General features: G+C 74.3%; 15 protein-coding genes. 3 read left to right on the forward strand and 12 right to left on the reverse strand.

All coding sequences use genetic code 11. The annotated features are described in order from the left end of the window. Positions 1-14: 14 nt before the first annotated feature. From ABTZ54_RS12845 to ABTZ54_RS12855, 3 genes are all read right to left on the reverse strand, one after another. The gene (locus tag ABTZ54_RS12845; protein WP_351661061.1) at positions 15-1,568 is read right to left on the reverse strand and encodes an MFS transporter; all 1,554 of its coding nucleotides are present in this window, start codon (positions 1,566-1,568) and stop codon (positions 15-17) included. Positions 1,569-1,692: 124 nt separating this feature from the next. After that, entirely contained in the window at positions 1,693-2,094 is a 402-nt protein-coding gene (locus tag ABTZ54_RS12850; protein WP_351661064.1) for a RidA family protein, read from the reverse strand. Beyond that, entirely contained in the window at positions 2,091-3,578 is a 1,488-nt protein-coding gene (locus tag ABTZ54_RS12855; protein ID WP_351661067.1) for an acyl-CoA dehydrogenase family protein, read from the reverse strand. The genes ABTZ54_RS12850 and ABTZ54_RS12855 overlap by 4 nt, the downstream gene beginning before the upstream one ends. A 237-nt stretch (positions 3,579-3,815) precedes the next feature. On the opposite strand from ABTZ54_RS12855, the gene ABTZ54_RS12860 reads away from it, so the two are divergent. Together ABTZ54_RS12860 and ABTZ54_RS12865 are read left to right on the forward strand one after the other, a co-directional pair. Further along, positions 3,816-5,432, forward strand: coding sequence for an AMP-binding protein (locus tag ABTZ54_RS12860; protein ID WP_351661070.1), 1,617 nt, complete (start codon positions 3,816-3,818; stop codon positions 5,430-5,432). A gap of 20 nt (positions 5,433-5,452) precedes the next feature. Further along, positions 5,453-6,265 carry a PaaX family transcriptional regulator gene (locus ABTZ54_RS12865; protein ID WP_351661073.1) on the forward strand — a complete coding sequence of 271 codons (813 nt, stop codon included), beginning with the start codon at positions 5,453-5,455 and terminating at the stop codon, positions 6,263-6,265. 32 nt (positions 6,266-6,297) lie between these two features. Here ABTZ54_RS12865 and ABTZ54_RS12870 read toward each other — a convergent pair whose 3' ends face one another. Both ABTZ54_RS12870 and ABTZ54_RS12875 read right to left on the reverse strand, forming a co-directional pair. Next, complete coding sequence (locus tag ABTZ54_RS12870) at positions 6,298-8,655, reverse strand: bifunctional salicylyl-CoA 5-hydroxylase/oxidoreductase (RefSeq protein WP_351661076.1); 2,358 nt, start codon at positions 8,653-8,655, stop codon at positions 6,298-6,300. Continuing rightward, positions 8,652-9,479 carry an enoyl-CoA hydratase family protein gene (locus ABTZ54_RS12875; RefSeq protein WP_351661078.1) on the reverse strand — a complete coding sequence of 276 codons (828 nt, stop codon included), beginning with the start codon at positions 9,477-9,479 and terminating at the stop codon, positions 8,652-8,654. Before ABTZ54_RS12875 ends, ABTZ54_RS12870 begins: the two co-directional genes overlap by 4 nt. Before the next feature lie 308 nt (positions 9,480-9,787). On the opposite strand from ABTZ54_RS12875, the gene ABTZ54_RS12880 reads away from it, so the two are divergent. Further along, entirely contained in the window at positions 9,788-10,252 is a 465-nt protein-coding gene (locus tag ABTZ54_RS12880) for an ATP-binding protein (protein ID WP_351661081.1), read from the forward strand. Here the strand turns inward: ABTZ54_RS12880 and ABTZ54_RS12885 are convergent. From ABTZ54_RS12885 to ABTZ54_RS12915, 7 genes are all read right to left on the reverse strand, one after another. Continuing rightward, entirely contained in the window at positions 10,203-11,645 is a 1,443-nt protein-coding gene (locus ABTZ54_RS12885; RefSeq protein WP_351661084.1) for an amino acid permease, read from the reverse strand. The genes ABTZ54_RS12880 and ABTZ54_RS12885 overlap by 50 nt on opposite strands. A gap of 144 nt (positions 11,646-11,789) precedes the next feature. After that, positions 11,790-12,800: an ornithine carbamoyltransferase gene (gene argF / locus ABTZ54_RS12890; RefSeq protein ID WP_351661087.1), complete on the reverse strand. Its 1,011-nt coding sequence runs from the start codon at positions 12,798-12,800 to the stop codon at positions 11,790-11,792. 186 nt (positions 12,801-12,986) lie between these two features. After that, positions 12,987-14,219, reverse strand: coding sequence for an arginine deiminase (locus ABTZ54_RS12895; protein ID WP_351661090.1), 1,233 nt, complete (start codon positions 14,217-14,219; stop codon positions 12,987-12,989). 40 nt (positions 14,220-14,259) lie between these two features. Then, positions 14,260-16,440 carry a hypothetical protein gene (locus tag ABTZ54_RS12900; protein ID WP_351661093.1) on the reverse strand — a complete coding sequence of 727 codons (2,181 nt, stop codon included), beginning with the start codon at positions 16,438-16,440 and terminating at the stop codon, positions 14,260-14,262. Further along, complete coding sequence (locus tag ABTZ54_RS12905) at positions 16,440-18,551, reverse strand: hypothetical protein (RefSeq protein ID WP_351661096.1); 2,112 nt, start codon at positions 18,549-18,551, stop codon at positions 16,440-16,442. The genes ABTZ54_RS12900 and ABTZ54_RS12905 overlap by 1 nt, the downstream gene beginning before the upstream one ends. Continuing rightward, entirely contained in the window at positions 18,548-21,079 is a 2,532-nt protein-coding gene (locus ABTZ54_RS12910; RefSeq protein ID WP_351661098.1) for a hypothetical protein, read from the reverse strand. Before ABTZ54_RS12910 ends, ABTZ54_RS12905 begins: the two co-directional genes overlap by 4 nt. Continuing rightward, positions 21,076-24,438, reverse strand: a complete 3,363-nt coding sequence (locus tag ABTZ54_RS12915) for a tubulin-like doman-containing protein (RefSeq protein ID WP_351661101.1) — start codon at positions 24,436-24,438, stop codon at positions 21,076-21,078. The genes ABTZ54_RS12910 and ABTZ54_RS12915 overlap by 4 nt, the downstream gene beginning before the upstream one ends. Positions 24,439-24,463: the final 25 nt, after the last annotated feature.

A 24,463-nucleotide genomic window follows, 5' to 3' on the forward strand; every position in this document is an offset into this window, starting at 1 on the left:
GGCGTACGTGCTGGTCAGCCGCCGCCCGGCATCATTCCGCCGCCCTTGAGGCGTTCGATGTCCGAGGGGCGGACCTTGATCGCGAAGACGGCGATCAGGAAGGAGAGGACCGCGAAGGCGGCCGCGACGATGAAGCCTGCTGTGACGCCGCTGGTCAGGACCTGGTCGGCGAAGGGTTTGGGGAGTTGGCCGGTCTTGGCGAACTGGGCCTTCTCCAGGGGGCCCGCCTGGGAGAGGAAGGCGGGGACCTGGGTGTCGGCCTCGTTGCGGCTGGCCGTGCCGAAGACGGTGACCAGGATGGACAAGCCCAGTGAACCGCCCACCTGCTGCGTGGCGTTGAGGAGGCCGGAGGCCGCGCCCGCCTCGAACGGGGCGACGTTCGAGAGGGCCATCAGGGTCAGCGAGACGAACATCATGCCCATGCCCGCGCTGAGCACCAGCATCGGGCCGAGGATGCTGCCCGCGTACGTGGAGTCGACGTTCGTCCGGGTCAGCCACGAGAGGCCGGCCGCCAGGCAGAGTGAGCCGACGACCATGAAGGGTTTCGGGCCGAAGCGGGGCAGGAGTTGGGAGGTGATTCCGGCCAGGACCGCGATCACGGCGCTCACCGGCAGGAAGGCCAGGCCGGCTTGGAGTGGGCTGAAGCCTAGGACGTTCTGTACGAAGAGGGTGAGGAAGAAGAACATCCCGAAGATCGCCGCGGCCAGGCAGAGCATGATGCCGTAGGTGCCGGAGCGGTTGCGGTCGGCGAACATGTGCAGCGGGGTGATCGGCTGCCGCGAGCGCCGCTCCACGAAGACGAAGGCGACCAGCAGAACTACCGCCGTACCGAACGAGGCCAGCGTGTACGGGTCGCGCCAGCCCTGCTGCGCGGCGCGGATGAACCCGTACACCAGCGCCACCATGCCCAGCGTCGAGGTGAGCGCGCCGGCGATGTCGAAGTGCCCGGGGTGCCGTTCGGACTCCTTGACGTGCCGGGGCGTGAGGAAGGCGATGAGCAGGGCGATGGGCACGTTCACGAAGAACACCCAGCGCCAGTTGAGCCATTCGACGAGCACGCCGCCGGCCAGCAGTCCGATCGCGCCGCCCGCCGCCGAGACGCCCGCGAACACGCCGAAGGCGCGGTTGCGTTCGGGGCCCTCGTCGAAGGTGGTGGTGATCAGGGAGAGCGAGGTCGGCGAGGCGATGGCTCCGCCGACGCCCTGGAGGGCGCGTGCGGCGAGCAGTTGCCACTCGGCCTGGGCGAACCCGCCCAGCAGGGAGGCGAGTCCGAAGAGCAGGACGCCGAAGATGAAGACGCGGCGGCGGCCCAGGATGTCACCGGCCCGGCCGCCGAGCAGCAGCAGACCGCCGAAGGTGAGGGTGTAGGCGTTGACCACCCACGACAGGCTGGTGGTGGAGAAGCCCAGCGCGCTCTGGATGTGCGGGAGCGCGATGTTCACGATGGTGATGTCGAGGACGACCATCAACTGGCAGGAGGCGATCACGAAGAGGGCGATGCCCTTGCCGTCGCCGCCCTTCTTCGGGGCGACGGTCTGCTGCGGGGTGGTCGGCTTGGGTGTACTCATGGCGCATCGCGCCCTCACCTGAGGCAGCCGTGGGCCGGTCAGTCCACCTTTCGACCCTAAGCCCACCCCCCGCACGTGACCAGTTGATCTTCGGCGGCGGAACGGTACTGGTACGGGGGGCCGGTCAGTCCAGGACCGCGAAGCCGTCCAGCTCCACCAGCGCCTGCTCGTCCCACAGGCGTACGGCTCCGATCACCGCCATCGCCGGGTAGTCCCGGCCCGCCAACCGGTGCCAGATGCGGCCGAGTTCGTGCGCGTGCCGGCGGTAGTCGGCGACGTCGGTGGCGTACACCGTGACCCTGGCGAGGTCGGCGGGCGAGCCGCCCGCGTGGCGGAGGGCGGTGAGCAGGTTGCCGAGCGCGTTCTCGAACTGCTCGGGCAGCGTCCCGCCCGTCACCTTGCCGTCGCGGTCGAGGCTGGTCTGCCCGGCGAGGAAGACGATCCGGGAGCCGGTGGCGGTGACGGCGTGGCTGAAGCCGGTCGGCGGGGACAGGTCGGCGGGGTTGTGACGGTGGAGGCTGCTCATGCCGGTACCCCTGCCCCGGATCGCGGTGCGTACGACTTGTCCGTGCGGGCTTTCCCGCTCCTGTAGAGCTCCTTCGCGATGATCGTGCGCTGTACCTCGGTGGCCCCCTCGTAGATGCGGGGCGCCCGCACCTCCCGGTAGAGGTGCTCAAGCAGGTGTCCGCGCTGGAGGGCGCGGGCGCCGTGCAGCTGGACGGCCGCGTCGACCACGTACTGCGCGGTCTCGGTCGCGAGCAGCTTGGCCATGGCGGCGCGGCGCGGCACGTCGGGGTCGCCCCGGTCGTACGCCTCGGCCGCCGCGTAGACGAGCAGCCGGGCCGCCTCGGTACGGGTGGCCATCTCCGCGACCTGGTGGGCGACGGCCTGCAGGTCGGCGAGGACGCCGCCGAAGGCGCGGCGGTCGGCTGTGTGGGCGAGGGTCGCGTCGAGGGCGGCCTGGGCCATGCCGACGGCGAAGGCGCCGACGCTCGGCCGGAACAGGTTGAGGGTGTTCATGGCGACCTTGAAGCCCTGCCCCGGCTCCCCGAGCACGTCCTCGGGCCCGACGGGGACCCCGTCGAAGGCGAGGCCGCCGATGGCGTGCGGGGCGAGCATGTCCAGGGGCTCCCCGGTGAGGCCGGGGCGGTCGGCGGGGACGAGGAAGGCGGTGACGCGTCGGGAGTCGCGGGCGCCGTGGGCCTCCACGCCGTGGGCGGCGTGGGCCTCGCCGGGGTCACGGGCCTCGCGGGCACCGCTGGCCCCACGGGCACCGCTGGCCTCGCGGGCACTGTGAGCCTCACCGGCGCCGTGGGCCTCGCCAGGGTCACCGGCCTCGCGGTCGCCGTGGGCCACCCGGGCCCCCCGGTCCTCACCGCCCGCCCGCGCGGCGTCACGGCCGCCCACACCACCCGCGCCACCCAGCCCGCTCCCCTCCCCCATACGCGCGGCGTCACGGCCGCCAGCACCTCCCGCACCACCCGCACCCCCCACCCCACCCCCGCCCTCCCCCATACGGGCGAACACCGTCATGAAGTCCGCCTCCGGCGCATTGGAGATCCAGCGCTTCTCCCCGTACAGCCGCCAGCCCCCCGTCCCCGGGTCCGGCACGGCGCGCAGCGTGAGGGCCGCCGCGTCGGAGCCGGCGGCCGGTTCGGAGAGGGCGAAGGCGGGTACCGCGCGGCCGGCGGTTACCTCGGGGAGCCAGCGGCGGCGCTGGTCGGGGGTGCCGAAGGCGGCGACGGGGTGGGCGCCGAGGCCCTGGAGGGCGAGGGCGGTCTCGGCCTCCGTGCAGACCTGGGCGAGGGACTCGCGCATCAGGCACAGGTCGAGGGCGCCGGAGTCGAAGAGCCGGGCGAGCAGGCCGAGCTCGCCCAGGGCGGCGACGAGGGGCCGGTTCACGCGGCCCGGCTCGCCCTGGTCGGCGAGCGGCCGGAGCCGTTCCGCCGCGAGGGTCCGCAGCCGCGCGCACCAGGTGGTCTGTTCCGGATCGAGCGAGAATGCGGGCATGTGGCTGCCCTCTCTGGCGCGCTCGCGCGCCGACGGCGGGACCGGCCGGGGACGGCGGCCCGGGAGCCCGTACGCAGGGGCCTCCGGGACCCGGGCGGCCGGGTCCTGGACGGCCGCGCGGAGGGCACCGCCCGGACCGACGTATCGCGAACCGTTGACTGTCGTCACCATCACGATACGCTCGTTGGGCGACGGTCGACCCCGCCACGACGATCCCACCCGACAGGGGGACGGACGATGGAGCTGACGCCCTCGGCCCACCAGGACACCTTCGCCCGCGACCATCTGCCACCCGTCGAGCAGTGGCCGCGCCTGCTGCTCGACCTGCCCGAGCTGGCCTACCCCGACCGGCTCAACTGCGGAGCCGAACTGCTCGACCGCACGGTGGAACGATTCGGCACCGAGCGCCCCGCCTTCCTCGACGGCGAGGGCGGCCTCTGGACGTACGGACAGCTGCGCGACCGGGTCGACCGGATCGCCCATGTCCTCACCGACGACCTCGGCGTACGCCCCGGCAACCGGGTCCTGCTGCGCGGCCCCACCACCCCCTGGCTCGCCGCCTGCTGGCTCGCGGTGATGAAGGCGGGCGGCGTCGCCGTCACCGTCCTCGCGCAGGCCCGGGCCAGGGAGCTCACGGTGATGGCCGAGATGGCCCGGGCCGGCCACGCCCTGTGCGACGTGCGCGCCGTGGACGAGCTGGTCAAGGCCGAGGTGCCGGGGCTGCGGATCACCCCGTACGGCGGCGAGGGCCCCGAGGACCTGCTCACCCTCGCCATCGGCAAGCCGGGCCGCTACGAGGCCGTGCCGACCGCGGCGGACGACGTGGCGCTGATCGCCTTCACCTCGGGCACCACCGGCCGCCCCAAGGGCTGCATGCACTTCCACCGCGACGTGCTCGCCGTCGCCGACACCTTCTCCGCGCACGTCCTGCGCCCGGAGCCGGACGACGTCTTCGCCGGCTCCCCGCCGCTCGGCTTCACCTTCGGCCTCGGCGGGCTCGTCGTCTTCCCCCTGAGGGCCGGGGCGTGCGCGGTCCTGCTCGAACAGGCGGGGCCCAAGCAACTGCTCGCGGCGATCGACCGGCACCGGGTGTCCGTCCTCTTCACCGCTCCCACCGCGTACCGCGTGATGCTGGACGAGATCGGCGACCACGACCTCGGCTCGCTGCGCCGCTGCGTCTCCGCGGGCGAGAACCTGCCGGACGGGACCTGGCGGGACTGGCACGAGCGGACCGGGGTGCGGCTGATCAACGGCATCGGCGCGACGGAGCTGCTGCACATCTTCATCTCCGCCGCCGACGGCGACATACGCCCCGGCACGACCGGGCGCCCGGTGCCCGGCTGGCAGGCCCGGATCGTGGGCCCCAACGGCCGGGAGCTGCCGGACGGCGAGGAGGGCCTGCTCGCGGTGCGCGGCCCGGTCGGCTGCCGCTACCTCGCGGACCCGCGCCAGACGGAGTACGTGCGCGAGGGCTGGAACATCACGGGCGACACGTACGTACGCGACCCGGACGGGTACTTCCGCTACGTGGCCCGCGCCGACGACATGATCATCTCGGCCGGGTACAACATCGCGGGCCCCCAGGTGGAGGAGGCCCTGGCCGCCCATCCGGACGTCCTGGAGGCGGCGGTGGTGGGCCGACCCGACGGACTGCGCGGGCAGATCGTGGTGGCGTACGCGGTGATCCGCGACGGCGTGCCCCGCGACGCGAGCACGGCGGCGGCCCTGCGCGCCTTCGTACGGGCCCGGCTCGCGCCGTACAAGTCGCCGAGGGAGGTCGTCTTCCTCGACGCGCTGCCCCGGACGCCGACGGGCAAGCTCCAGCGGTACCGGCTCCGGGACGACAGCGCCTGACTCATGACTAGAGTGATCACGTGGCCGAGCAGCACACCCCGCGTTCCCTGATCGTCTCCCTGTACGGCGCGTACGGCCGGTCGCCGGACGGCGCGCCGATGCCTGTGGCGGAGCTGATCCGGCTCCTCGGCGTGCTCGGGGTGGACGCGCCGTCGGTGCGCTCGTCGGTGTCCCGGCTGAAGCGGCGCGGGCTGCTGCTGCCGGGCCGGACGGCGGACGGCGCCGCCGGGTACGCCCTGTCGGACGACGCCCGGATGCTGCTCGACGACGGCGACCGGCGCATCTACGCGCGGACCGAGCCCCGGCTTTCGGACGGCTGGGTCCTCGCCGTCTTCTCCGTCCCGGAGGCCGAACGCCACAAGCGGCATCTGCTGCGCTCCCGGCTCGCCCGGCTCGGCTTCGGCGCGGCGGCGCCCGGCGTGTGGATCGCCCCGGCCCGGCTGTACGAGGAGACCCGGCACACCCTGGAACGCCTTGACCTCTCCGGGTACGTGGACCTCTTCCGCGGCGACCACCTGGGCTACGCCCCCACGGCCGAGGCGGCGGCCCGCTGGTGGGACCTGCCGTCCATCGCGAAGCTGCACGAGGAGTTCCTGGACGCCCACGAGCCGGTGCTGCGCGCCTGGTCGACGACGCCCGGGACACCGGAGGAGGCCTACCGGGCCTACCTCCTGGCCCTCGACTCGTGGCGCCGGCTGCCGTACGCGGACCCGGTGCTGCCGCTGGAGCTGCTCCCCGGGAACTGGCCCGGCAGCCGCTCGGCGGAGGTGTTCGCGGCGCTGCACGAGCGGCTGCACGCGCTGGGCGGGGAGTTCGTGGCGCGCGGGGCGTAGCCCCCTCCACGCCTATCCGCCCCTATCCGTCCTTATCCGTCCTTCCGGCCGGTGGGTGGCCTCCGGCTGCCCGCCCGGTAGGGCTTCGGCCACGGCGCGGCCTCCCCCTCGTACCCCTGCTCGGCGGCGGCGTGCAGGGTCCAGTGGGGGTCGTAGAGGTGGGGGCGGGCCAGGGCGCAGAGGTCGGTGCGGCCGGCCAGGAGCAGGGAGTTGACGTCGTCCCAGGAGGAGATCGCGCCGACGGCGATCACCGGGATACCGAGGGCGGTGCGGATGCGGTCGGCGTACGGGGTCTGGTAGGAGCGCCCGTATTCGGGGCGCTCGTCGGGGACGACCTGGCCGGTGGAGACGTCGAGGGCGGCGGCGCCGTGGGCGGCGAAGGCGCGGGCGATCTCGACGGCGTCCTCGGCGGTGGTGCCGCCCTCGGCCCAGTCGGTGGCGGAGATGCGGACGGTCATGGGGCGGTCGGCCGGCCACACCTCCCGTACGGCGTCGAAGACTTCGAGGGGGTAGCGCAGCCGGGCGGCGAGATCGCCGCCGTAGGCGTCGGTGCGGTGGTTGGTGAGCGGGGAGAGGAAGCCGGAGAGCAGATAGCCGTGGGCGCAGTGGAGTTCGAGGAGGTCGAAGCCGGCCCGGGCGGCCCGGCGGGCGGCGGCGGTGAACTCCTCGCGTACAGCGGTGAGTCCGGCCCGGTCGAGGGCCTGGGGGGTCTGGTTGACGCCGGGGCGGTAGGGCAGCGGGGAGGCGGCGACGAGCGGCCAGTTGCCGGTGGGCAGGGGCTGGTCGATGCCCTCCCACATGAGCCGGGTGGAGCCCTTGCGGCCGGCGTGGCCGAGCTGGACGCCGATCGCGGTGCCGGGGGCGGCGGCGTGCGCGAAGGCGGTGACGCGGGCCCAGGCGTCGGCCTGCCCGTCGGTCCACAGGCCCGCGCAGCCCGGGGTGATCCGGCCCTGTTCGCTCACGCAGACCATCTCGGTCATGACGAGTCCGGCGCCGCCGAGGGCGCGGGCGCCGAGGTGGACGAGGTGGAAGTCGCCGGGGACGCCGTCCTCGGCGACGTACAGGTCCATGGGTGAGACGACGACCCGGTTGCGCAGGGTCAGTCCGCCGAGCCGGAACGGGGTGAACATGGGCGGGGTGCCGGGCGGGCAGCCGAACTCGCGCTCCACGGAGGTGGTGAAGGCGGGGTCGCGCAGCCGCAGGTTGTCGTGGGTGACGCGGCGGCTGCGGGTGAGCAGGTTGAAGGCGAACTGCCGGGGCGGCCGGTCGAGTTGGCCCGCGATCTCCTCGAACCAGCGCAGGCTCGCGGCGGCGGCGCGCTGGGTGGACTCGACGAGGGGGCGGCGCTCGGCCTCGTAGGCGGCGAGCGCCTCGGGGAGGGTGGGGTGGGTGTCGACGCGGGCGGCGAGGGCGACGGCGTCCTCGACGGCGAGTTTGGTGCCGGAGCCGATGGAGAAGTGCGCGGTGTGGGCGGCGTCGCCGAGCAGGACGGTGGTGCCGTGGGACCAGCGGGCGTTGACGAGGGTGCGGAACGCGGTCCAGGCGGAGTTGTTGCCGCGCAGGGCGCGGCCGTGCAGGACCTCGGCGAAGATCTTGGCGCAGCGGGCGGCGGACTCGGCCTCGTCGAGCCCGTCGAAGCCGGCGGCCCGCCAGACCTCCTCGCGCATCTCGACGATGACGGTGGAGGAGCCGGTGTCGTAGGGGTAGGCGTGCAGCTGCATCACGCCGTGCTCGGTCTCGGCGATCTCGAAGCGGAAGGCGTCGAGGGCGAAGTCGGCGGCGAGCCATATGTAGCGGCAGCGGTGGGTGGTGAAGGCGGGCCGGAAGACCTCGGCGTACGTCTCGCGGGTGCGGCTGTGCACGCCGTCGGCGCCGATCACGAGGTCGTGGGAGGCGGCGAGCTCGGCGGGCGGCGGGGCCTCGGTGCGGAAGCGGAGGTCCACGCCGAGTTCCGCGCAGCGGCCCTGGAGGATCGCCAGGAGCCGGTGGCGGCCGAGGGCGGCGAAGCCGTGGCCGGTGGAGGTGAGGAGGTGCCCGCGGTGGGCTATGTCGATGTCGTCCCAGCGGACGAGGGCGGCGCGCAGCTCGGCGTACACGGCGGCGTCGGCGTGTTCGAGTCCGCCGAGGGTCTCGTCGGAGAGGACGACACCGAAGCCGAAGGTGTCGTCGGGGGCGTTGCGCTCCCAGAGGGTGACCTCGCGCCTGGGGTCGCCCCGCTTGAGCAGCGCGGCGGCGTACAGCCCACCGGGACCGCCGCCGACGACGGCGATCCGGAGGGGGGCGGGGGCGGACGGGCGTGGGGCGGACGGGAGAGGGGCCGCGCCGCCGCCAGGCCGTACCGCGTCGGTGCCGCCCGGCGCGGTACGGCCGTCCCGGGGCGGCGGGGTCATCGGCCGCGCCACTTCGCGGGGCGCTTCTCCGTGAAGGCCGCGTGGAACTCGGCGTAGTCCTCGCCGTGCATGAGCAGGGCCTGGGTGGCGGCGTCCAGCTCGACGGAGGCGGCCAGCGGCATGTCGAGCTCGGCGGTGAGCAGCGCCTTGGTCTGGGCGTGGGCGAGCGCGGGGCCCTCGGCGAGGCGGCGGGCGAGGGCGGCGGCGCGGGTGTCGGCGGCGCCCTCCTCGGTGAGCTCGCTGATCAGCCCGATGCGCTCGGCCTCGGCGGCGCCGACCGGGTCGCCGAGCATGAGGAGGCGGGTCGCGTGGCCGAGGCCGACGACCCGGGGCAGCAGATAGGCGGCGCCCATGTCGCCGCCGGACAGGCCGACGCGGGTGAAGAGGAAGGCGAAGCGGGCGGTGGGGTCGGCGACGCGGAAGTCGGCGGCGAGCGCGAGGACGGCCCCGGCGCCCGCGGCGACGCCGTGGACGGCGGCGATGACGGGGAAGGGGCATTCGCGCAGCGCGCGGACGGTCTGGCCGGTCATCCGGTTGAAGTCGAGGAGCTGGGCGGTGTCCATGGAGAGGGTGGCGCCGATGATCTCGTCGACGTCGCCGCCCGAGCAGAAGCCGCGCCCCTCGCCGCCGAGGACGAGGGCGCGTACGGCCCGCTCCCGGGAGAGCTCGGCGAGCAGGTCGCGCAGGTCGGCGTAGGCGCCGAAGGTGAGGGCGTTGAGTTTCTCGGGGCGGGCCAGGGTGATCGTGGCGACCCCGTCGTCGACGGTGAGGCGCAGATGCCGCCAGCGTTCGGTGCGGCTCGCGGAGCCGGTGAAGGGGCTCATTCGGGACGGCCTCCCTGTCGTGTGCACGTACGGGTACGGCATCACCTCGCGAGGGTATCACTCACTTGTGACTGTCGTCACGAGTACGCGATACGACGTGATACGAACGGATTCCGCGCCTCCTGACGGCACCTCACGACACCCCCGCGGAACCGGCGGAGGCCTTGCGCCGCAAAGGTCCCGCCCCCACGTGGCCACAGGTCCCCGCAGACCCGGGCGACCGCCTCTGTATCCAGATTTATGACTCCGTAAGGTTGAAAGCAGGACGTCCCCCACCGCCCACCCCGAGCCCGAACGGAAGCACCGCCGTGTTCGAAGTCCCAGGCCCCGCCTCCTGGCGCGTCGCGCTGCCGCACACGACGGCCGCCGTGCCGATCGCCCGGGCGCTGGTCCGGACCGCCCTCACCGACATCGAGGGCGGCGCGGAGGGCACCGCCGACCGGGACACGGCCGAGCTGCTCACGGCCGAGCTGGTGGCCAACGCCGTCGAGCACACCGCGGGCGACGGCCCCATCGAGCTGGTCGTCGAGCTGCTCCCGGCCCCCGGCGGCTGTCAGATCGAGGTCCACGACGGGCGGCCCGCGGCCCCCGGGGAGCTGCGCTGCCCGGAGCCCGGCACGCCGGTCGACCCCTGGCAGGAGCACGGGCGCGGACTGCTCCTGATCCGCGCCCTCAGCAGCGACTGCGGGCACCGCCCCACCGCGCACGGCAAGGCGGTCTGGTTCACGCTTCCGGCCGTGCCGCCGCAGCGGCGCCCGGCTCCGGGGTCGTGACCAGCCGCGACCTGCGGCGCCCGTACAGCGCGTAGACGAGCGCGCCGACGACCAGGAAGCCCGCGAACTGCGCCCAGGTCGCCCAGCCGGTGCCCCAGATCAGATAGCAGCAGAATCCAACGCCCAGGATCGGGCTGAGCGGATACAGCGGGACCCGGAAGGAACGCGGCAGCTCGGGGTTGCGGCGGCGCAGCGCGATCACCGCGATGTTCACCACGACCATGATCGAGAGGGTGCCGATCGTGGTCAGGTTGACCACGACGTCGAGCGAGGCGAACGCCGCCGGGACCGCGAAGACACAGGCCACGATCCAGGTGTTGGCGACCGGGGTCGCGCTCTTGGGCGAGACCCGCTCGAAGACCCGGGGCACCAGGCCGTCGCGGGACATCGACATCAGGATGCGGGTCTGTCCGTACATCACCGTGAGGACCACGGAGGCGATGGCGACGACCGCGCCGAAGGCGACGATCCCGCCGCCGACGGTCGACTCGGTCACCTGGTTCACGACGAGGGAGAGGGCGGCCGGCTTGTCGGCGACGGCGTCGGCGCCGAGCGCCCCGATCGCGGAGAGCGCGACGGCGCAGTAGAGCAGGGTGACGACACCGATGCAGATGAGGATGGCCAGCGGGATGTTGCGGCGCGGGTTCTTGACCTCCTCGCCGGCGGTGGTGATGGCGTCGAAGCCGATGTACGAGAAGAAGGCGACGGACGCGCCCGCAGTGATCCCGGCGGTGCCGTGGGTGGCGAACGGGGAGAGGTTTCCGTCCTGGAAGGCGCTGAAGCCGACGGCGCAGAACAGGATCAGGATCCCGATCTTGAGCACGGCCATGGCGGCGGTCGCCCGGGCGCTCTCGCGCACGCCCCGGACCAGCAGCGTCGCGGCGAGCAGGATGACGATCACGGCGGGCAGGTTGACCACCCCGCCGTCGGCGGGCCCGGCGGAGAGCGCGGCGGGCAACTGGAAGCCGAAGAGGCTGTCGAAGAGCTCGTTCAGGTACTGGCTCCAGCCGACCGCGACCGCCGAGACGGACACGCCGTACTCCAGGAGCAGGCACCAGCCGACGAGGAACGCGAGGCGCTCACCGAGGCTGGCGTAGGCGAAGGAGTACGAGGAGCCCGAGACCGGGATCGCGCTGCCCAGCTCCGCGAAGGAGAAGGCGGTGAAGACGCAGGTGATCGCGGCGAGCGCGAAGGAGACCACCACCGCGGGCCCGGCCTCGGCCACGCTGTCGGAGAGGCCGACGAAGATGCCGGTGCCGACGATGGCGCCGATGCCGAAGCACACGAGCTGGAAGAGGCCCATGGTGCGCTTGAGGCCGTGGCCTTCGAGGTCGGCGCCGGACTCGGCGATCAGCTGGTGCGGGGACTTGATCCGCCGGGCGGACGGGGGCATGCGGTGGTTCTCATCTCTGATCGGGCAGACGCGAGGGGGGTCCGGGCATGTATGCCCGAACCCCCCTGAAGGATGCGATAGTAGTCCGCATCACGCATGTTCACCCAATCGGGCGCATTTCTATGCCATCGCCGCCGGGTATCCCTAGGCGACCGGGTCGCCCAGGGTCGCGACCATGACCGCCTTGATGGTGTGCATCCGGTTCTCCGCCTCGTCGAAGACGACCGAGTGCGCCGACTCGAAGACCTCGTCGGAGACCTCCAGCTCGGTCAGCCCGTGCCGCGCGTGGATGTCCCGGCCGACGGCGGTGCCGAGGTCGTGGAAGGCGGGCAGGCAGTGCAGGAACTTCACGTCCGCGTTGCCGGTGGCCCGCAGCACGTCCATGGTCACGCTGTACGGGGAGAGCGCGGCGATCCGCTCGTCCCAGACCTCCTTGGGCTCCCCCATCGAGACCCACACGTCGGTGGCGACGAAGTCGGCGCCGCGCACGCCCTCGGCGACGTCCTCGGTGAGGGTGATCCGGGCCCCGCTCGACTCGGCGAGCCGCCGCGCCTCGGCGACGAAGCCCTCGGCCGGCCAGTACGCCTTCGGGGCCACGATCCGGACGTCCATGCCGAGCAGGGCGCCGGTGACGAGGTAGGAGTTGCCCATGTTGAAGCGGGCGTCGCCGAGGTAGGCGAAGGCCATGTCGGTCAGCGGCTTGTCGCAGTGCTCGGTCATGGTGAGCACGTCGGCGAGCATCTGGGTGGGGTGCCAGTCGTCGGTGAGACCGTTGAAGACGGGCACGCCGGCGAAGGCGGCCAGCTCCTCGACGGCCTCCTGGCTGTCGCCCCGGTACTCGATCCCGTCGAACATCCGGCCGAGGACCCGGGCGGTGTCCTTCACCGACTCCTTGTGGCCCATCTGGGAGCCGGCCGGGTCGAGGTAGGTGGTGAAGGCGCCCTGGTCGGCGGCGGCGACCTCGAAGGCACAACGGGTGCGGGTCGAGGTCTTCTCGAAGATCAGGGCGATGTTCCTGCCCCGCAGCCGCTGGACCTCCGCGCCCGCCTTCTTCGCCGCCTTGAGCTCGGCGGCGAGGGCGAGCAGGCCGCGGAACTCCTCGGCGGAGAAGTCCAGCTCCTTGAGGAAGTGGCGGCCGGTGAGGTCGGTGGCCATGGGGCGCTCCTGGGTACGGTGGGGACGGATCGGGACGTCCGGGGACGAGGATTTTGGAAGTCTATACGTAAACCAGAATTCTTATACAGCCCCTGCCGCGGGCCCCACCGTGGGCCCCGCCATGGCCCCCGCCGTGGGCCCCGCCGTGGGCCCCGCCGTGGCCCCCACCGTTGGCCCCCGCCCCCGTCACACCGCGTCCCGCTCCACCGGACAGCTCATACAGCGCGGGCCGCCCCTCCCCCTCCCCAGCTCGCTGCCCGGGATCTCGATCACCTCGATGCCCTGCTTGCGCAGATGCGTGTTGGTCGTGACGTTCCGCTCGTACGCGACGACCACGCCCGGCTCCACCGCGAGCACGTTGCACCCGTCGTCCCACTGCTCGCGCTCCGCCGCGTGGACGTCCTGGGTCGCCGTCAGCACCCGGATGTCCTGGAGGCCGAGCGCCGAGGCGATGGCGCTGTGCATCTGCTCCGGCGGGTGGTCGGACACCCGCAGGGACTGGCCCTCGTCGCCGGGCTCGATCGTGTACGAGCGGAGGTTGCCGAGCCCCGCGTACTGGGTGAACGTGTCCTGGTCCACCATCGTCATCACCGTGTCCAGGTGCATGAACGCCCGCCGCTTCGGCATGTCCAGGGCGATGATCGTGCGCGCCGAGCCCGCCGCGAACAGGCCGCGGGCCAGCATCTCGACGGCCTGCGGGGTGGTGCGCTCGCTCATGCCGATCAGGACCGCGCCGTTGCCGATGACCAGGACGTCGCCGCCCTCGATCGTCGACGGGTAGTCGGCCTGCCCCTCGGACCAGTGGTGGAAGCCGCCCGCCTCCGCGCCGGTGAACAGCGGGTGGTGCTTGTAGATCGCCTCGAAGTGGACGGTCTCGCGCTGCCGGGCCGGCCAGCGCATCGCGTTGATCGAGACCCCGTCGTAGATCCAGGCGGAGGTGTCCCTGGTGAAGATGTGGTTCGGCAACGGGCCGAGCAGGAAGTCGTCCAGCTCCAGGGCGTGGAAGCGGACCGAGGTCGGCTCGCGGTGACCGGCCAGGAACTCCCGCTTCGTCATCCCGCCGACCAGCGCCTCCCCCAACGCGGCGGCGTCGAGCGAGTCGAAGGCCGCGCGCAGGTGGTCGGTGGCGAGGGGACCGTACTCCTTCTCGTCGAAGACCCGGTCGAGGACGAGCGCGCGCGCCGCCGGAAGCTCCAGGGCCTCCCGCAGGAGGTCGCCGAAGAGATGCACCTCGACACCGCGGTCGCGCAGCACGTCCGCGAACCCGTCGTGCTCCTGACGGGCCCGGCGCACCCACAGCACGTCGTCGAAGAGGAGGGCGTCCTTGTTGGTCGGAGTGAGCCGCTTCAGCTCCAGATCGGGGCGGTGCAGGATGACGCGGCGCAGCCGCCCGGTCTCGGAATCGACATGGAATCCCATGGCCCCATCCTGACGGAGCGGGGCGGCTCGCGCGTGGTACTCAGCGCGTCAGGAACCACGCGGAGATGACGCTGATGAGCAGGACGAGCACCGCGACGAGCACGGAGACCGCGACCCAGCCGTCCCTGGACGGGTCGGGAACGGGGCTCGCGGGGGTGTGCCCGTGGGGGGTGGGCGGCGCCGACCTGGGCGGGTCCGGTGTGCGGGAGCCCGGCGGCGCCGCCGAGGGTGGCCGGTCCGGGGCGGGCGGGCGGTCGCGCCCGGCGGGTCGGTGGGCGCCGAGGACCAGGCTGCGCAGGACCGACTCCGGCAGGCCCGACCGCTCGTCCCGCACGATCTTGAGGAACGCGGTCCTGGCCGCCGGGTGCGGGCTGGTACGGAAACGGGCCAGCAGATCCGCGAGCTCGGCGACCGCGGCCTCGGCGTTCCGGCCGCCTGCGCCGCCCCGCCCGCCGGCGAGGACCGGGCGCACGGCCCAGCGGTGCAGGGCGGCCGCGTCGGCGGCGCGCTGGGCGGGCTCGACGTGGTCGGCGGGGTGCCTGCGGAAGACGAAGTACTCCTCGGCCAGGACCAGATCGCGCAGCTCCTGACGGAGCCGCCGGTTCCAGGTGGGCATCCGGTGGACGGTCTCCTGGACGAGGACGGTGGTGAGGCGGTGCGGCAGGCCTCGGTCGCGGAGCACAGCGAGCAGATCCGCGTCCGACGCCTCCCGCGCGGCGACCCGCTCCTCCCCGACGTTCTCCGCCCCTTCCAGCCGCCCCCCGAGCCCACCCTCCTTCGGCACCGGCCCGCGCCGCCGCCGCAACCTCCGCCCGTGCTTGGCGGGCCCGGCCCAGGGGGAGGCGGCGGGGTCGGCGGGGGTGGGGGACGGGTGGGGGGGCTGGGGTGTTGGTGGGGGCGTACGGGGTGTGGAGGGGGTGGGGGTCGTGGCGGGCGTGGGGGTCGTGGCGGGCGTGGGGGTCGTGGCGGGCGTGGGGGTCGTGGCGGGCGTGGGGGTCGTGGCGGGTGTCGGGGTCGTGGCGGGTGTCGGGGTCGTGGCGGGTGTCGGGGGTGTGGGGGGTGTCGGCGTCGTCGGGAGTGTCGGGGGTGTCGGGGGTGTCGGGGTCTGTGGGATGTACGGCGTGTACGGGGTGTACCAGGGCGGCTGGGCTTCGGCGCGGCGGTCGGGGTCCAGGCCGGGCCCGGCCTCGCGACCGGGGGTCGCCGGGGGCACGTCGGGGGTACGGGGCGGCTCGACGTGCCGAGCCGCCTCGGCCCCGCGCGCCGCCTCCCTGCCCGTGCCCAAACCCCCGTCCGTCGCGCGCCGGGGCGCCGCCCGGAGCGGGAAGTGGCGGTCGAGTTGGTCGGCGGCTGCCTGGGCCACGGACAGGAGGGGGGTGTCGGGGCGGCGGGCCTGGACGTGGTCGAGGGCTGCGCCCACCGCGAACTCGCGGCTGTCGGCCTCCGCCAGGCCCCGCAGGTGGTGCTCGACCAGCCGGGCCGCCACCGCCTCCGCCGGGTCCCCCACCCGCTCGCGGGGGTCCGCGCGGTGGCGGTCGGTGTTGCGGGCGGCGGCGCCCGCCCAGCGGCCGACGAACACGAAGCGGAGCCCACGGAGTTCGGCCGTGTCATGGGTGGCGAAGGTCCAGCCCCGGTGGACGGTGCCGAACATGGTGTGCAGCCCCCACAGCACCGGCAGCGCCGTGTCGCCCCGCTCGTCGAGGAAGGTGAAGCGGTCACCCGGATGCCGCAGCAACTCGGCTGCCACGCCGACGAGTTCCTCGGCGACGTCCGGTATCCGCCCGTCGAGCGCGAACTGTCCCTCGCCGACCGCCGGGAGCAGCGTCTCCTCCCGTACCCTCGGCAGCTCGCCCCGCACCTCGGCGAGCGGCAGGTCGGCGCCCGCCCAGGTCCAGGCGTGCAGCCCCAGGCAGGTGGCCGCCCCCAGCGCCTCGGGCGAGCCGACGAGGGCATGGCAGATCGTGGACGCTCCGCCGCCGGGGTCGGTCCACGGGAGGCGGCGGATCAGCACCGTGTCGCCGCCCCGGCGCTGGAGCCGGACCAGCGCGGGGCGCGTCTCGTCCCCACTGGCCCGCAGCACCGTGCCGGCACCACGGAAAAGACCCTCCGCGTCCTCCCGCGCGCCCGACCAGGCGACGGGCCCGAATCCGGTCGTGCCGGAGACGTTCTCGCTGTCCCAGCGGAAGACGATCTGGTCGAAGTCGTCGGGGTTTCGCGCCATCAGCCTCTCCCTCGAAGCAGCCCGCACGCGGCGAAGACGGACAGCAGCGGCGACAGGACCCGCTGCGGCCGGGCCCCGTGCGGGAAGCGGTCGCCGCGCGCCTGGCCCCCGGTGGCGGTGACGAAGTGCAGGGTGCAGTGGGCGTGGTCGTCGAAGGGCCGGAGCCAGGCGGGGCTGGCGTGGTAGTCGAGGAACGCGTACGCGTCCCGGCTCTCGGCGCCGGTCAGCTGCTCGTCATACCGCTCGGGCAGCGCCCGGCCCAGCCAGCGGTCGACGACCGGCTCGAAGCGCATCAGGTCGCTCTTGTTGACCGCGACGGCGGCGGGCGCGGGGATGAACCCGTGGGGCCGGTCGAGCCGGTTGAGGACGGTGGTGAACGTCTCGTCGCCGAGGTCGCGCAGCGGCAGCCCGTACCGCTCGCGTACGGGGTCGAGACCGGGCATGCGCAGCGCCCGCAGCGGGTCGACGACGAAGACGAAGGCGTCGACGCCCAGCAGGAAGCGGGTCACCGCCCCGTCCTGGGCCAGGTCCTCGCCCGCGAGGTCGAAGAAGATGACGGGGCGCGGGATGCGGCCGGGGACGGTGACGAGGAGTCCGTCGGCGAACTGGGGGAAGTCCTGCTGTCCGGTGCGGCCCAACTGCCGTCCCTGCTGGAGGTTCTGGACCCCGCGCAGATAGGAGCGGTGCGTGTCGGGGTCGAGAGGCTGCACCTTCAGGCCGTACGGCTCAAGGCCGCCGAGCTCGACCTCGCCGATCATGGAGGCCATCAGATGGGTCTTGCCGACGGCGGAGCTGCCGACGAAGGCGATGGACAGCGGCTCACCGTTGAGGAAGTAGGCGACGGGCAGTTCGTGCGCCTCGTCGCCTTCGGCGTGCGGGCACAGGTGGTAGGCGGTGCGCAGCGCGTCCTTGCGGTGGGCGGGGCGGTGTTCGCCGCTGAGGTCCAGCGGGGTGCGGTTGCCCTTGTCGTCGATGGTGACGAGGCGGCTCTCGTCGTACTGGACGGGCAGCAGGCAGTACGGGCACATCCGCGTGGGTGGCGGCGGCGGTTCGGTGGGCGGGGGCGGGGCGGGGGGCCGGTCGCCCTCGCGGTTGCCTCTCGGGAACCAGCGGCTGCGCGGCGGGTACGGCTCGCCGCGCGCGCTGTTCCGTCGCCGCTCCTCCTCTTCCCGCGCCTCCTTCAAGGTGGCCTGTTTGCGCGCGAGTTCGGCGTCGTACCGTTCCCGGCCCCGGTCGAGCGGGTCGGCGGTGTCGACGAAGTCGGCGAGCGGGTCGCGCAGGCTGAGCAGCCGCAGCAGTTCGGCGGGGGACGGCCGGGCGGCGGCCACCGGGGCGAACAGGCCGCTCTCCGCCAGTGCGGTGAGCCGGCGGTACGCGCCGAGGTCGGCGGGCGGCCCGTCGGCCCGGTCGCCGATCCCGGGCGCTCCCGGTTGCTCGGAGATCAGGAAGTACGCGATCCGGGCGAGCGACCACAGGTCGTCCCGGGTGTCGGCCGCGCCACGGCCCGCGCGCTGTTCGGGCGAGGCCCAGGGGGCCGTGCCGAAGGGCTCGCGGGGCTCGCCCGCGCGCTGCGCCGCGTACGGCTCGCTCAGCCGGATGTGGGCGCCGGTCCACCGTACGGTCTCGGGTGTGAGGGCGCGGTGGACGAGCCCGGCGTCGCCGAGCACGCGTACGGCGAGGGCGAGCTGGCCGACGATCTTCTGCTTCTCCTCGCCGCCGAGCCGTTCCTGGCACTCGAAGAGGGTGCTGCCGGGCGAGGCGTGGTAGAGCACGAAGGGTTCGGCGCACTCCAGGTCGAAACCGACGATCCGGGTGAAGAGATCGGCGAACTTCTCTCCTTCGTACCGCCGTTCGACGGCCACCGAGGCCTCCACCTCGCGCACGAGCAGGGCGTACGCGCGGGGGTCGCCCTGCGCGGAACGCGGCAGCCGGAACTGGACGACCGGCCAGCCGTCGCCCATGAAGAGCCGCCGCATCGTCAGCCGGGGCCGGCCCGGCGCCCGCCGCTCCTCGCCGAGGCGTACGGCCACCCGGATCGACTCCTGCCGGTGGGTGACGAACTCCAGCTCCTCCAGGGGCCCTTGCCCCGGTGCGGATCCCGCCTCGGTCATGGCGCTCCGCCCTCCTCTTCCCTCACGGTGCGCACCACGTCCGCGCGCAGGGGTACGAGCCGCAGGACGCCCGCGTGCCGGCCGGAGCCCGTCCACACCACGTCCTCGACGGCGCCGCGCCAGATGTCGTCGCCGGTCGCCCCACGCCGCATGGTCTCGGGCACGAACCGCACCCGGCGCACCGCGCCCGGCTCGTGGGAGAGCAGCCGCAGGTGCTCGGGCCCGCACAGCGGGACGGTGAGGGCGGGGTCGTCGTCGGCGGCTATCAGGCGGGCCACCGCGTCCGGTGCGACGCCCGTGAGCCGTGCGGCGTCGGGCCGCTCGCCCCGGTCCCGGCCGGGCGGCGGGGAGGCGGCGGCGTCCCGCTCCAGCCGGGTCCTGGTCTCGTCGAGCAGCTCGCTCATGGGCCCGTCGAGCGGGGTCCGCCCGGCGTTGCCCGGGTCCCGCTCGATCCCGGCCCAGCAGGTGTCGAGCAGGCCCACGACCCCGTCGACGAGATCCCCGACGAGGGTGTCCACGAGCGCGGGCCCGCCGTCCCCGTACCGGCGCTCCAGCCACTTCGGGGCGGGGGCGGGGGCCGCCGGGGCGGCGGGGGCCGGGGGCGGGAACGGGGCCGGGGCCGGGGCCCCGAAGGGGCGGGGGGCGTCGCCGTCGGGCGGGGTGCCGCCGAAGCCGGCGCCACCCGGCCAGCCGCCCGGATCGGCGCCGTACCCTCCCCCGTACCCGTCACCGTCCGACGAGTCGTCCCAGTCCCAGCCCGTCGGCTCGCCCCTTCGCGCCCCCGGCACCGCCCCCGTCGTGGCGGTCTCCCGGGCGTACGGGTCCCGGCCGTGGCCGTACGGCGGGGCGTCGTCCGGCTCCGTCGGCCCGCCGTGCGCCTGCGCCGTCGCCGCGAGGCTCTTCAGGAGGCGGGCGACCGCTCCGGCACCGTCCGAGCAGTGGTGGCGTACGTCGGCGAAGAGCCAGTCGTGGACGGCGGTGGTGACGACGAGGGCCTGGATCTCCTTGAGGATCCGGCCCGCCGCCTCCGGGTCCGCCCGGTCCCACCAGTCGTCCACGCCCCGGGTCCAGTCGCGCAGCGCGAGCAGCACGACCGCGGTCGTGGCCAGGGCGAAGCCGGTCGCGCCCGCCCAGAGCGGCAGGGCGAGCCAGGAGCCCGCGCCCGCCCCGGCGAGCCCGCCGGCCACGCCGCCGAGGAGCCGGGGCGCGGTGCCGGTGCTGCCGCCGCCGTCCAGGCGCCCGTCCGGCGAGCGGTTGGGGCGGCGGCGCAGCATCCGGTGGGCCAGGAAGGCGGCGAGCAGGCCGACGGCGGGGCCGAGGAACCAGCCGACGCCCGCCCACAGACCCGCGACGGCGGCGAGCAGACCGGTCACGGCCGCGGCGGCGGGCCGCGGGCCGCCGGCGAGGAAGGGATGCCGCGCGGCCAGCCGGTCCAGCTGCACGGGCCCGCAGATCGCGTCGAGGCGGGCGAGGCGCGCGGCGCTGCCCGCCGGGGCGGTCCGGGCCGCGAGGGCGGTGAGCCGGGCGGCGACCGAACGCAGCGGCAGGCGCCGGCCGATCAGCTCGTGGGTGTGGTCGCGCAGCGCGGGGACGATCCCGGTGCGGGTGATCTCCCGGGGCAGGTCGGGGAGTTGGACGCCCCGGTCGCGCAGCAGTCCGCGCTCCTCGACGGTCGGCCGGCTGCCGCCGGCGAGGGCGAAGGTCTCGGCGACGGTGCTCCGGAACCGGGCGAGGGCCTGGGCGAGGCGTTCGATGTCGCCGGGCAGGTCGGCGTCCCGGCCCGCGGCCCCGAGGAGCCCGGCGGGGCCGCGTACCCGTTCATGGCCCTCGATCGCCTCGTCGAGGGCGTCCTCGCAGGCGCTCAGCTGGGCTCCGGCCCGGCCGTGGGCGGGCAGCCAGGCGTGTCCGGCGAGCGAGCGCGGCACGGACTCGTCGAGCAGCAGGGCCAGTTCGCCGGGGACGGGGCCGATGGAGGCGGGGGTGGGGACGTCGGGCCCGGTCAGCGCCTCGATCGCCTGCCGCCAGGCCCGCGCACGGGCCTCGTCGGTCAGGTCGTGCTCCAGGACGCGTACGGAGGGTACGGCGACCCCGTGCACGATCCCGCCGAGGCCCCGGAGCACGGCGTCGAACACCTCAGGTGTGGCGAGCACGTCCACGATCGGCCGCAGGGCGCCCGCGTCGGGGCCCCGGAAGTCGTCGAGCAGCCACAGCACCCCGGCGGCGGGGGGCCGCAGGGTGAGTGAGCGGCGCAGGGTCCGCTCCCCCGGCGCGCCGACGGCCAGGCAGACGATCTGGGCGGGCCCGTAGGAGGAGAGCCGCTCGTAGAGGAGCTGGTGGGCGACGAGCCGGTCGGCGTCGTCGACGACGAGGAACCGGCGTTCGCCGTCGGGCTGCGGGGCGGCCAGCGCCCGGTGCACGGCCGCCTCGCCGTCGGCGTCGGCGTGCGCGGGGGCGTACCCGCCGGCCCGCAGGTCGAGCAGGACGGCGTGGCCGGGGACGGACTGGTCCAAGGTGGTGCGGTCGCTCACTCCTCCTCACCGTCCAGGTCCCAGGGGTAACCGCCGTCCTCGGGCTCGGGCCGGTGCGCCGGGGTGGGACGCGCCTCCCGCGCGGGCGGCGCGGGCGGCGCGGGGTCGGCCGCGCGCGGATCCGGCGGCCCGGCGGGACGGGGTGCCCGGGGCTCGGCGGACGCGGCGGCCCGAGGCCCTGCGGACCCGGCGGTCCGCCCTTCCGCAGGCCACGGGGGCTCCCCCGTACGCCCCGGCGCGTGGCGTTCGAAGAGGGCGCGCAGGCTGGGCCGGGTGGCGCGGCCCGCGCCGGAGAAGCGCGTGTCCAGGGCGCCCGGGTAGGTCACCTCCCAGAAGTGCCGCAGCGGGGCCAGCCATTCGGCGTCCTCGTCCCCGTACTCGGCGGCCAGCTCGTCGAGGAGCACCAGCTGCCGGGGGGCGACCTTCTCCACGAAGTGGGTGAAGAGCGGGGCGGGCGCCGACGGCGTGTGGGCGAGGCCCCTGGGCAGGGCGCGCATCAGCCGCTCGCAGAACTCCTCGATGATCTGCCCCTCGTCGAGCAGCGCCCACCGCTCGTACGCGCGCAGCAGCCCCGCCCAGCTGGACAGGGCGCCGTCGAAGCCCTCAAGGCGCAGCGACATGGTCGCGGACTCGCCCTCCTGGAGGCGGATGCGGACCAGGTCGGGCGAGTCGGGGCGGCCCTCGACCTGGATGTGCCCGTTCCACATGGCGTTCAGGAGGCGGTGCAGGATCCGCTGCCGGTCGTCCTCGGTGGAGACGAGCCAGTCGTCCTGGTAGCCGAGGCGCTGGCGCCAGTGCAGGAAGTCGTCCTGGCCGGCCGAGTCGCGCGCCTCGGCCCAGAGCGTGAGGACGCCCCGGACCTCGGAGATGTCCGTGAGGTTCATCCCGCTGCGGAAGAGGACGACGGTGATGGAGTCGGTGTCGACGGCCCTGTACTCCTGGGTGGCGCGCGGCGGCAGGTTGAGCTCCTGGCGCAGGTACTCGCTGGCCCGGCCGTCGGACTCGCTCGCCGGGTGCACGATGAGGATCTTCAGCGGGCCGCCGCCGTCCGGGGTGAAGCCGACCGGGAGCAGTCCGGCGAGCGCGGAGCGGAACTGTCCGAGCCAGCGGGTGTCGACCCGGGACTCGGCGGACTCGTCGCCGGCCGCCGCCCGCAGCAGCAGCTCCATGGACGGCAGCAGGGGCCGGTCGAAGCGGTCGTCGTTGGCCTCGCCGAACAGCTTCTTGACCCGCCGCTCGACGACCTGCTTGATCTCCTTGACGGCGGCCCCGGGCGAGCGGCGCACGGCGTCGAGGGCGCGCCGCCAGTCCTCGGGGCGGACCAGCCGTTCGAGCAGGCCGGCGGCGTCGGTGTTCTCGGGCAGGCCCTCGCTCTGCACGAGCCGGTCGAGCACGTCGTCGTAGAAGGCGCGCAGGCTGTTCTGCGGGGGCAGCAGGTAGGAGATGCCGGTGCGGTCGTCGCGGTAGAGCTCGCGGCGGCGGTCGGCGAACTGCTTGCCCTCGTCCTGCTCGTGGGCGCGCAGCACCTTGGCGAACTCGCCGAGCTCGCCGAGGATCCGCAGCAGCGGGGGCCGCCACTGGGAGTCGCCGGCCTTCCAGGCCCGGTGCCACAGGGTGCGGGCCCGCCACTGGTACCAGGCCTCCTGCCGGGCGAGCGCCTCCTGCACGTCGGGGTCGCTCCAGCGGGCCGGGACGAGGCCGCCCGCGCTGCGCTTGACGTGCGGGATGACGGGGGCCGAGGTCTGGATGTCCGGGGGCCGTTCGGGGTCGTTGCGCCGGTTGTCGAGCATGCCGGTGAAGCCGACGGAGGCGACCCGGTCGGCGTGGCCCGGCAGTCCGTTGAGGACGGCCTCCAGGCGGAACGGGCTGATGACGCCGAGGAGTTCGCGGGCGGCGGTGCCGGGTTTGAAGTCCTCGGTGAGCCGGGGCACCTCGCGGGCGAGCTCGGCCTCCAGGCGGCGCAGCGAGTCCTCCATGTCGCCGAGCCGGTCGCGCAGCGCCTGGGTGATGGCCCGGCTGCCCTTGGGGAGCTGCTCGGGCGCGGGGACATCGGGCGCCTCCCGGCTCCACAGGCGTCCGACGCCGGAGCGGTTGAACATGTCCTGGACGAGCTGCTTGTCCTCGCGGCCGCCGCGCCGGGCCCTCTCGCCGAGGCCGCGGACCGCCTGGGCGAGCAGCCGGGCGGCGACGATCTCGGCGAGGTCGTCGACGGGCACGGTGAGGGAGGCGGCGAGGCTGGTGGACATGCCGCGGTAGCCGATGCCGGTGCGGGCCGGGGTGGAGCGCTCGACGCTCTTGTTGATGAAGCTGGCGGCGAAGGACTGGTAGTCGTCCTCGGCGCGGCTCGTGGAGCCGCCGTTGTCGTCGCTGAGTTCGGTGCCGACGAGGGACATCACCATGGCGGTGATGGAGCGGCGCAGGTCCTCGGTGCCGATGACGGCGGGCTTGGAGAAGAGGAAGGCGGTCTGCACGGTGGAGGGGCGCAGGGCGACCACCCCGTCGCCGGGGTAGTGGACGCTGATCCGGCCGCGCTGTTCGACGTCGCCGACCTCGTCGAGGGCGTCGGGCACGTTCTGGTCGTCGACCAGCCGGGAGATGTCCACCAGGGCGCGGGCGGAGTTGAGTTCGGCCTCGCGTCCACCGCCCGCCTCGGGCGGGAAGGCGGAGGGCATGACGACCAGCGGGTAGATCTTGACGCCGGGGACCTTGGACTTGCGGAACTCGTGCCCGATGAGATGGATGAAGTCGTAGAAGATCCCGGCGCCGGTGCCGCCGGCGACGGAGAAGGCGACGAACACGTCGCAGCCGCGGATCCGGCCGCCGCCGACCCGCTGGAGGTCGCCGGCCGAGTTGCCGATGGCGCCGATGGCCTCGCGCAGCTGCCGCAGGACGGGTTCGAGGCCCGAGCGCATGGTGGCGAAGAGGGCGGCCCTGCCGACGGTGGGGAGCTGTCCCGCGCCGTTGTGCAGGGGCGCCACGCGCGGCTGGCGGGCCTGCGGCGGCAGCCAGCTCCGGGTCTCCTCGTGGAGGGCGACCCGCAGCATGCGGGTGACCTCAGGGGAGGAGTCGTAGTCGGTGGGCAGCAGGTCGCGCACCATGCGGGAGGTCCGGGCGTACGCGGCGCCCTCGGCCCCCTTGGCGCGGAACTGCGGCTGGCGCAGCAGCTCGGACTCGCTGAAGTCGGCGTACACGAACTGGAGGCAGTCGGGCAGCTGGAAGGGCAACCTCTTGCCCCCGTCGACGAGTTCGGTGCCGTCGGGTCCGCACAGCTCGCGGCGCAGGCTGCGTTCCAGTTCGCTGCCGATGCGCCCGCCGGTGCCGCCGAGACCGACGAAGAGCATGGGCTGATAGATCTTCATGGCGTCTCCCTGAAGGACCCCGAGG

Origin of the sequence: Streptomyces sp. NPDC094032 (assembly GCF_040303965.1) — a bacterium.
Taxonomy (GTDB): domain Bacteria; phylum Actinomycetota; class Actinomycetes; order Streptomycetales; family Streptomycetaceae; genus Streptomyces.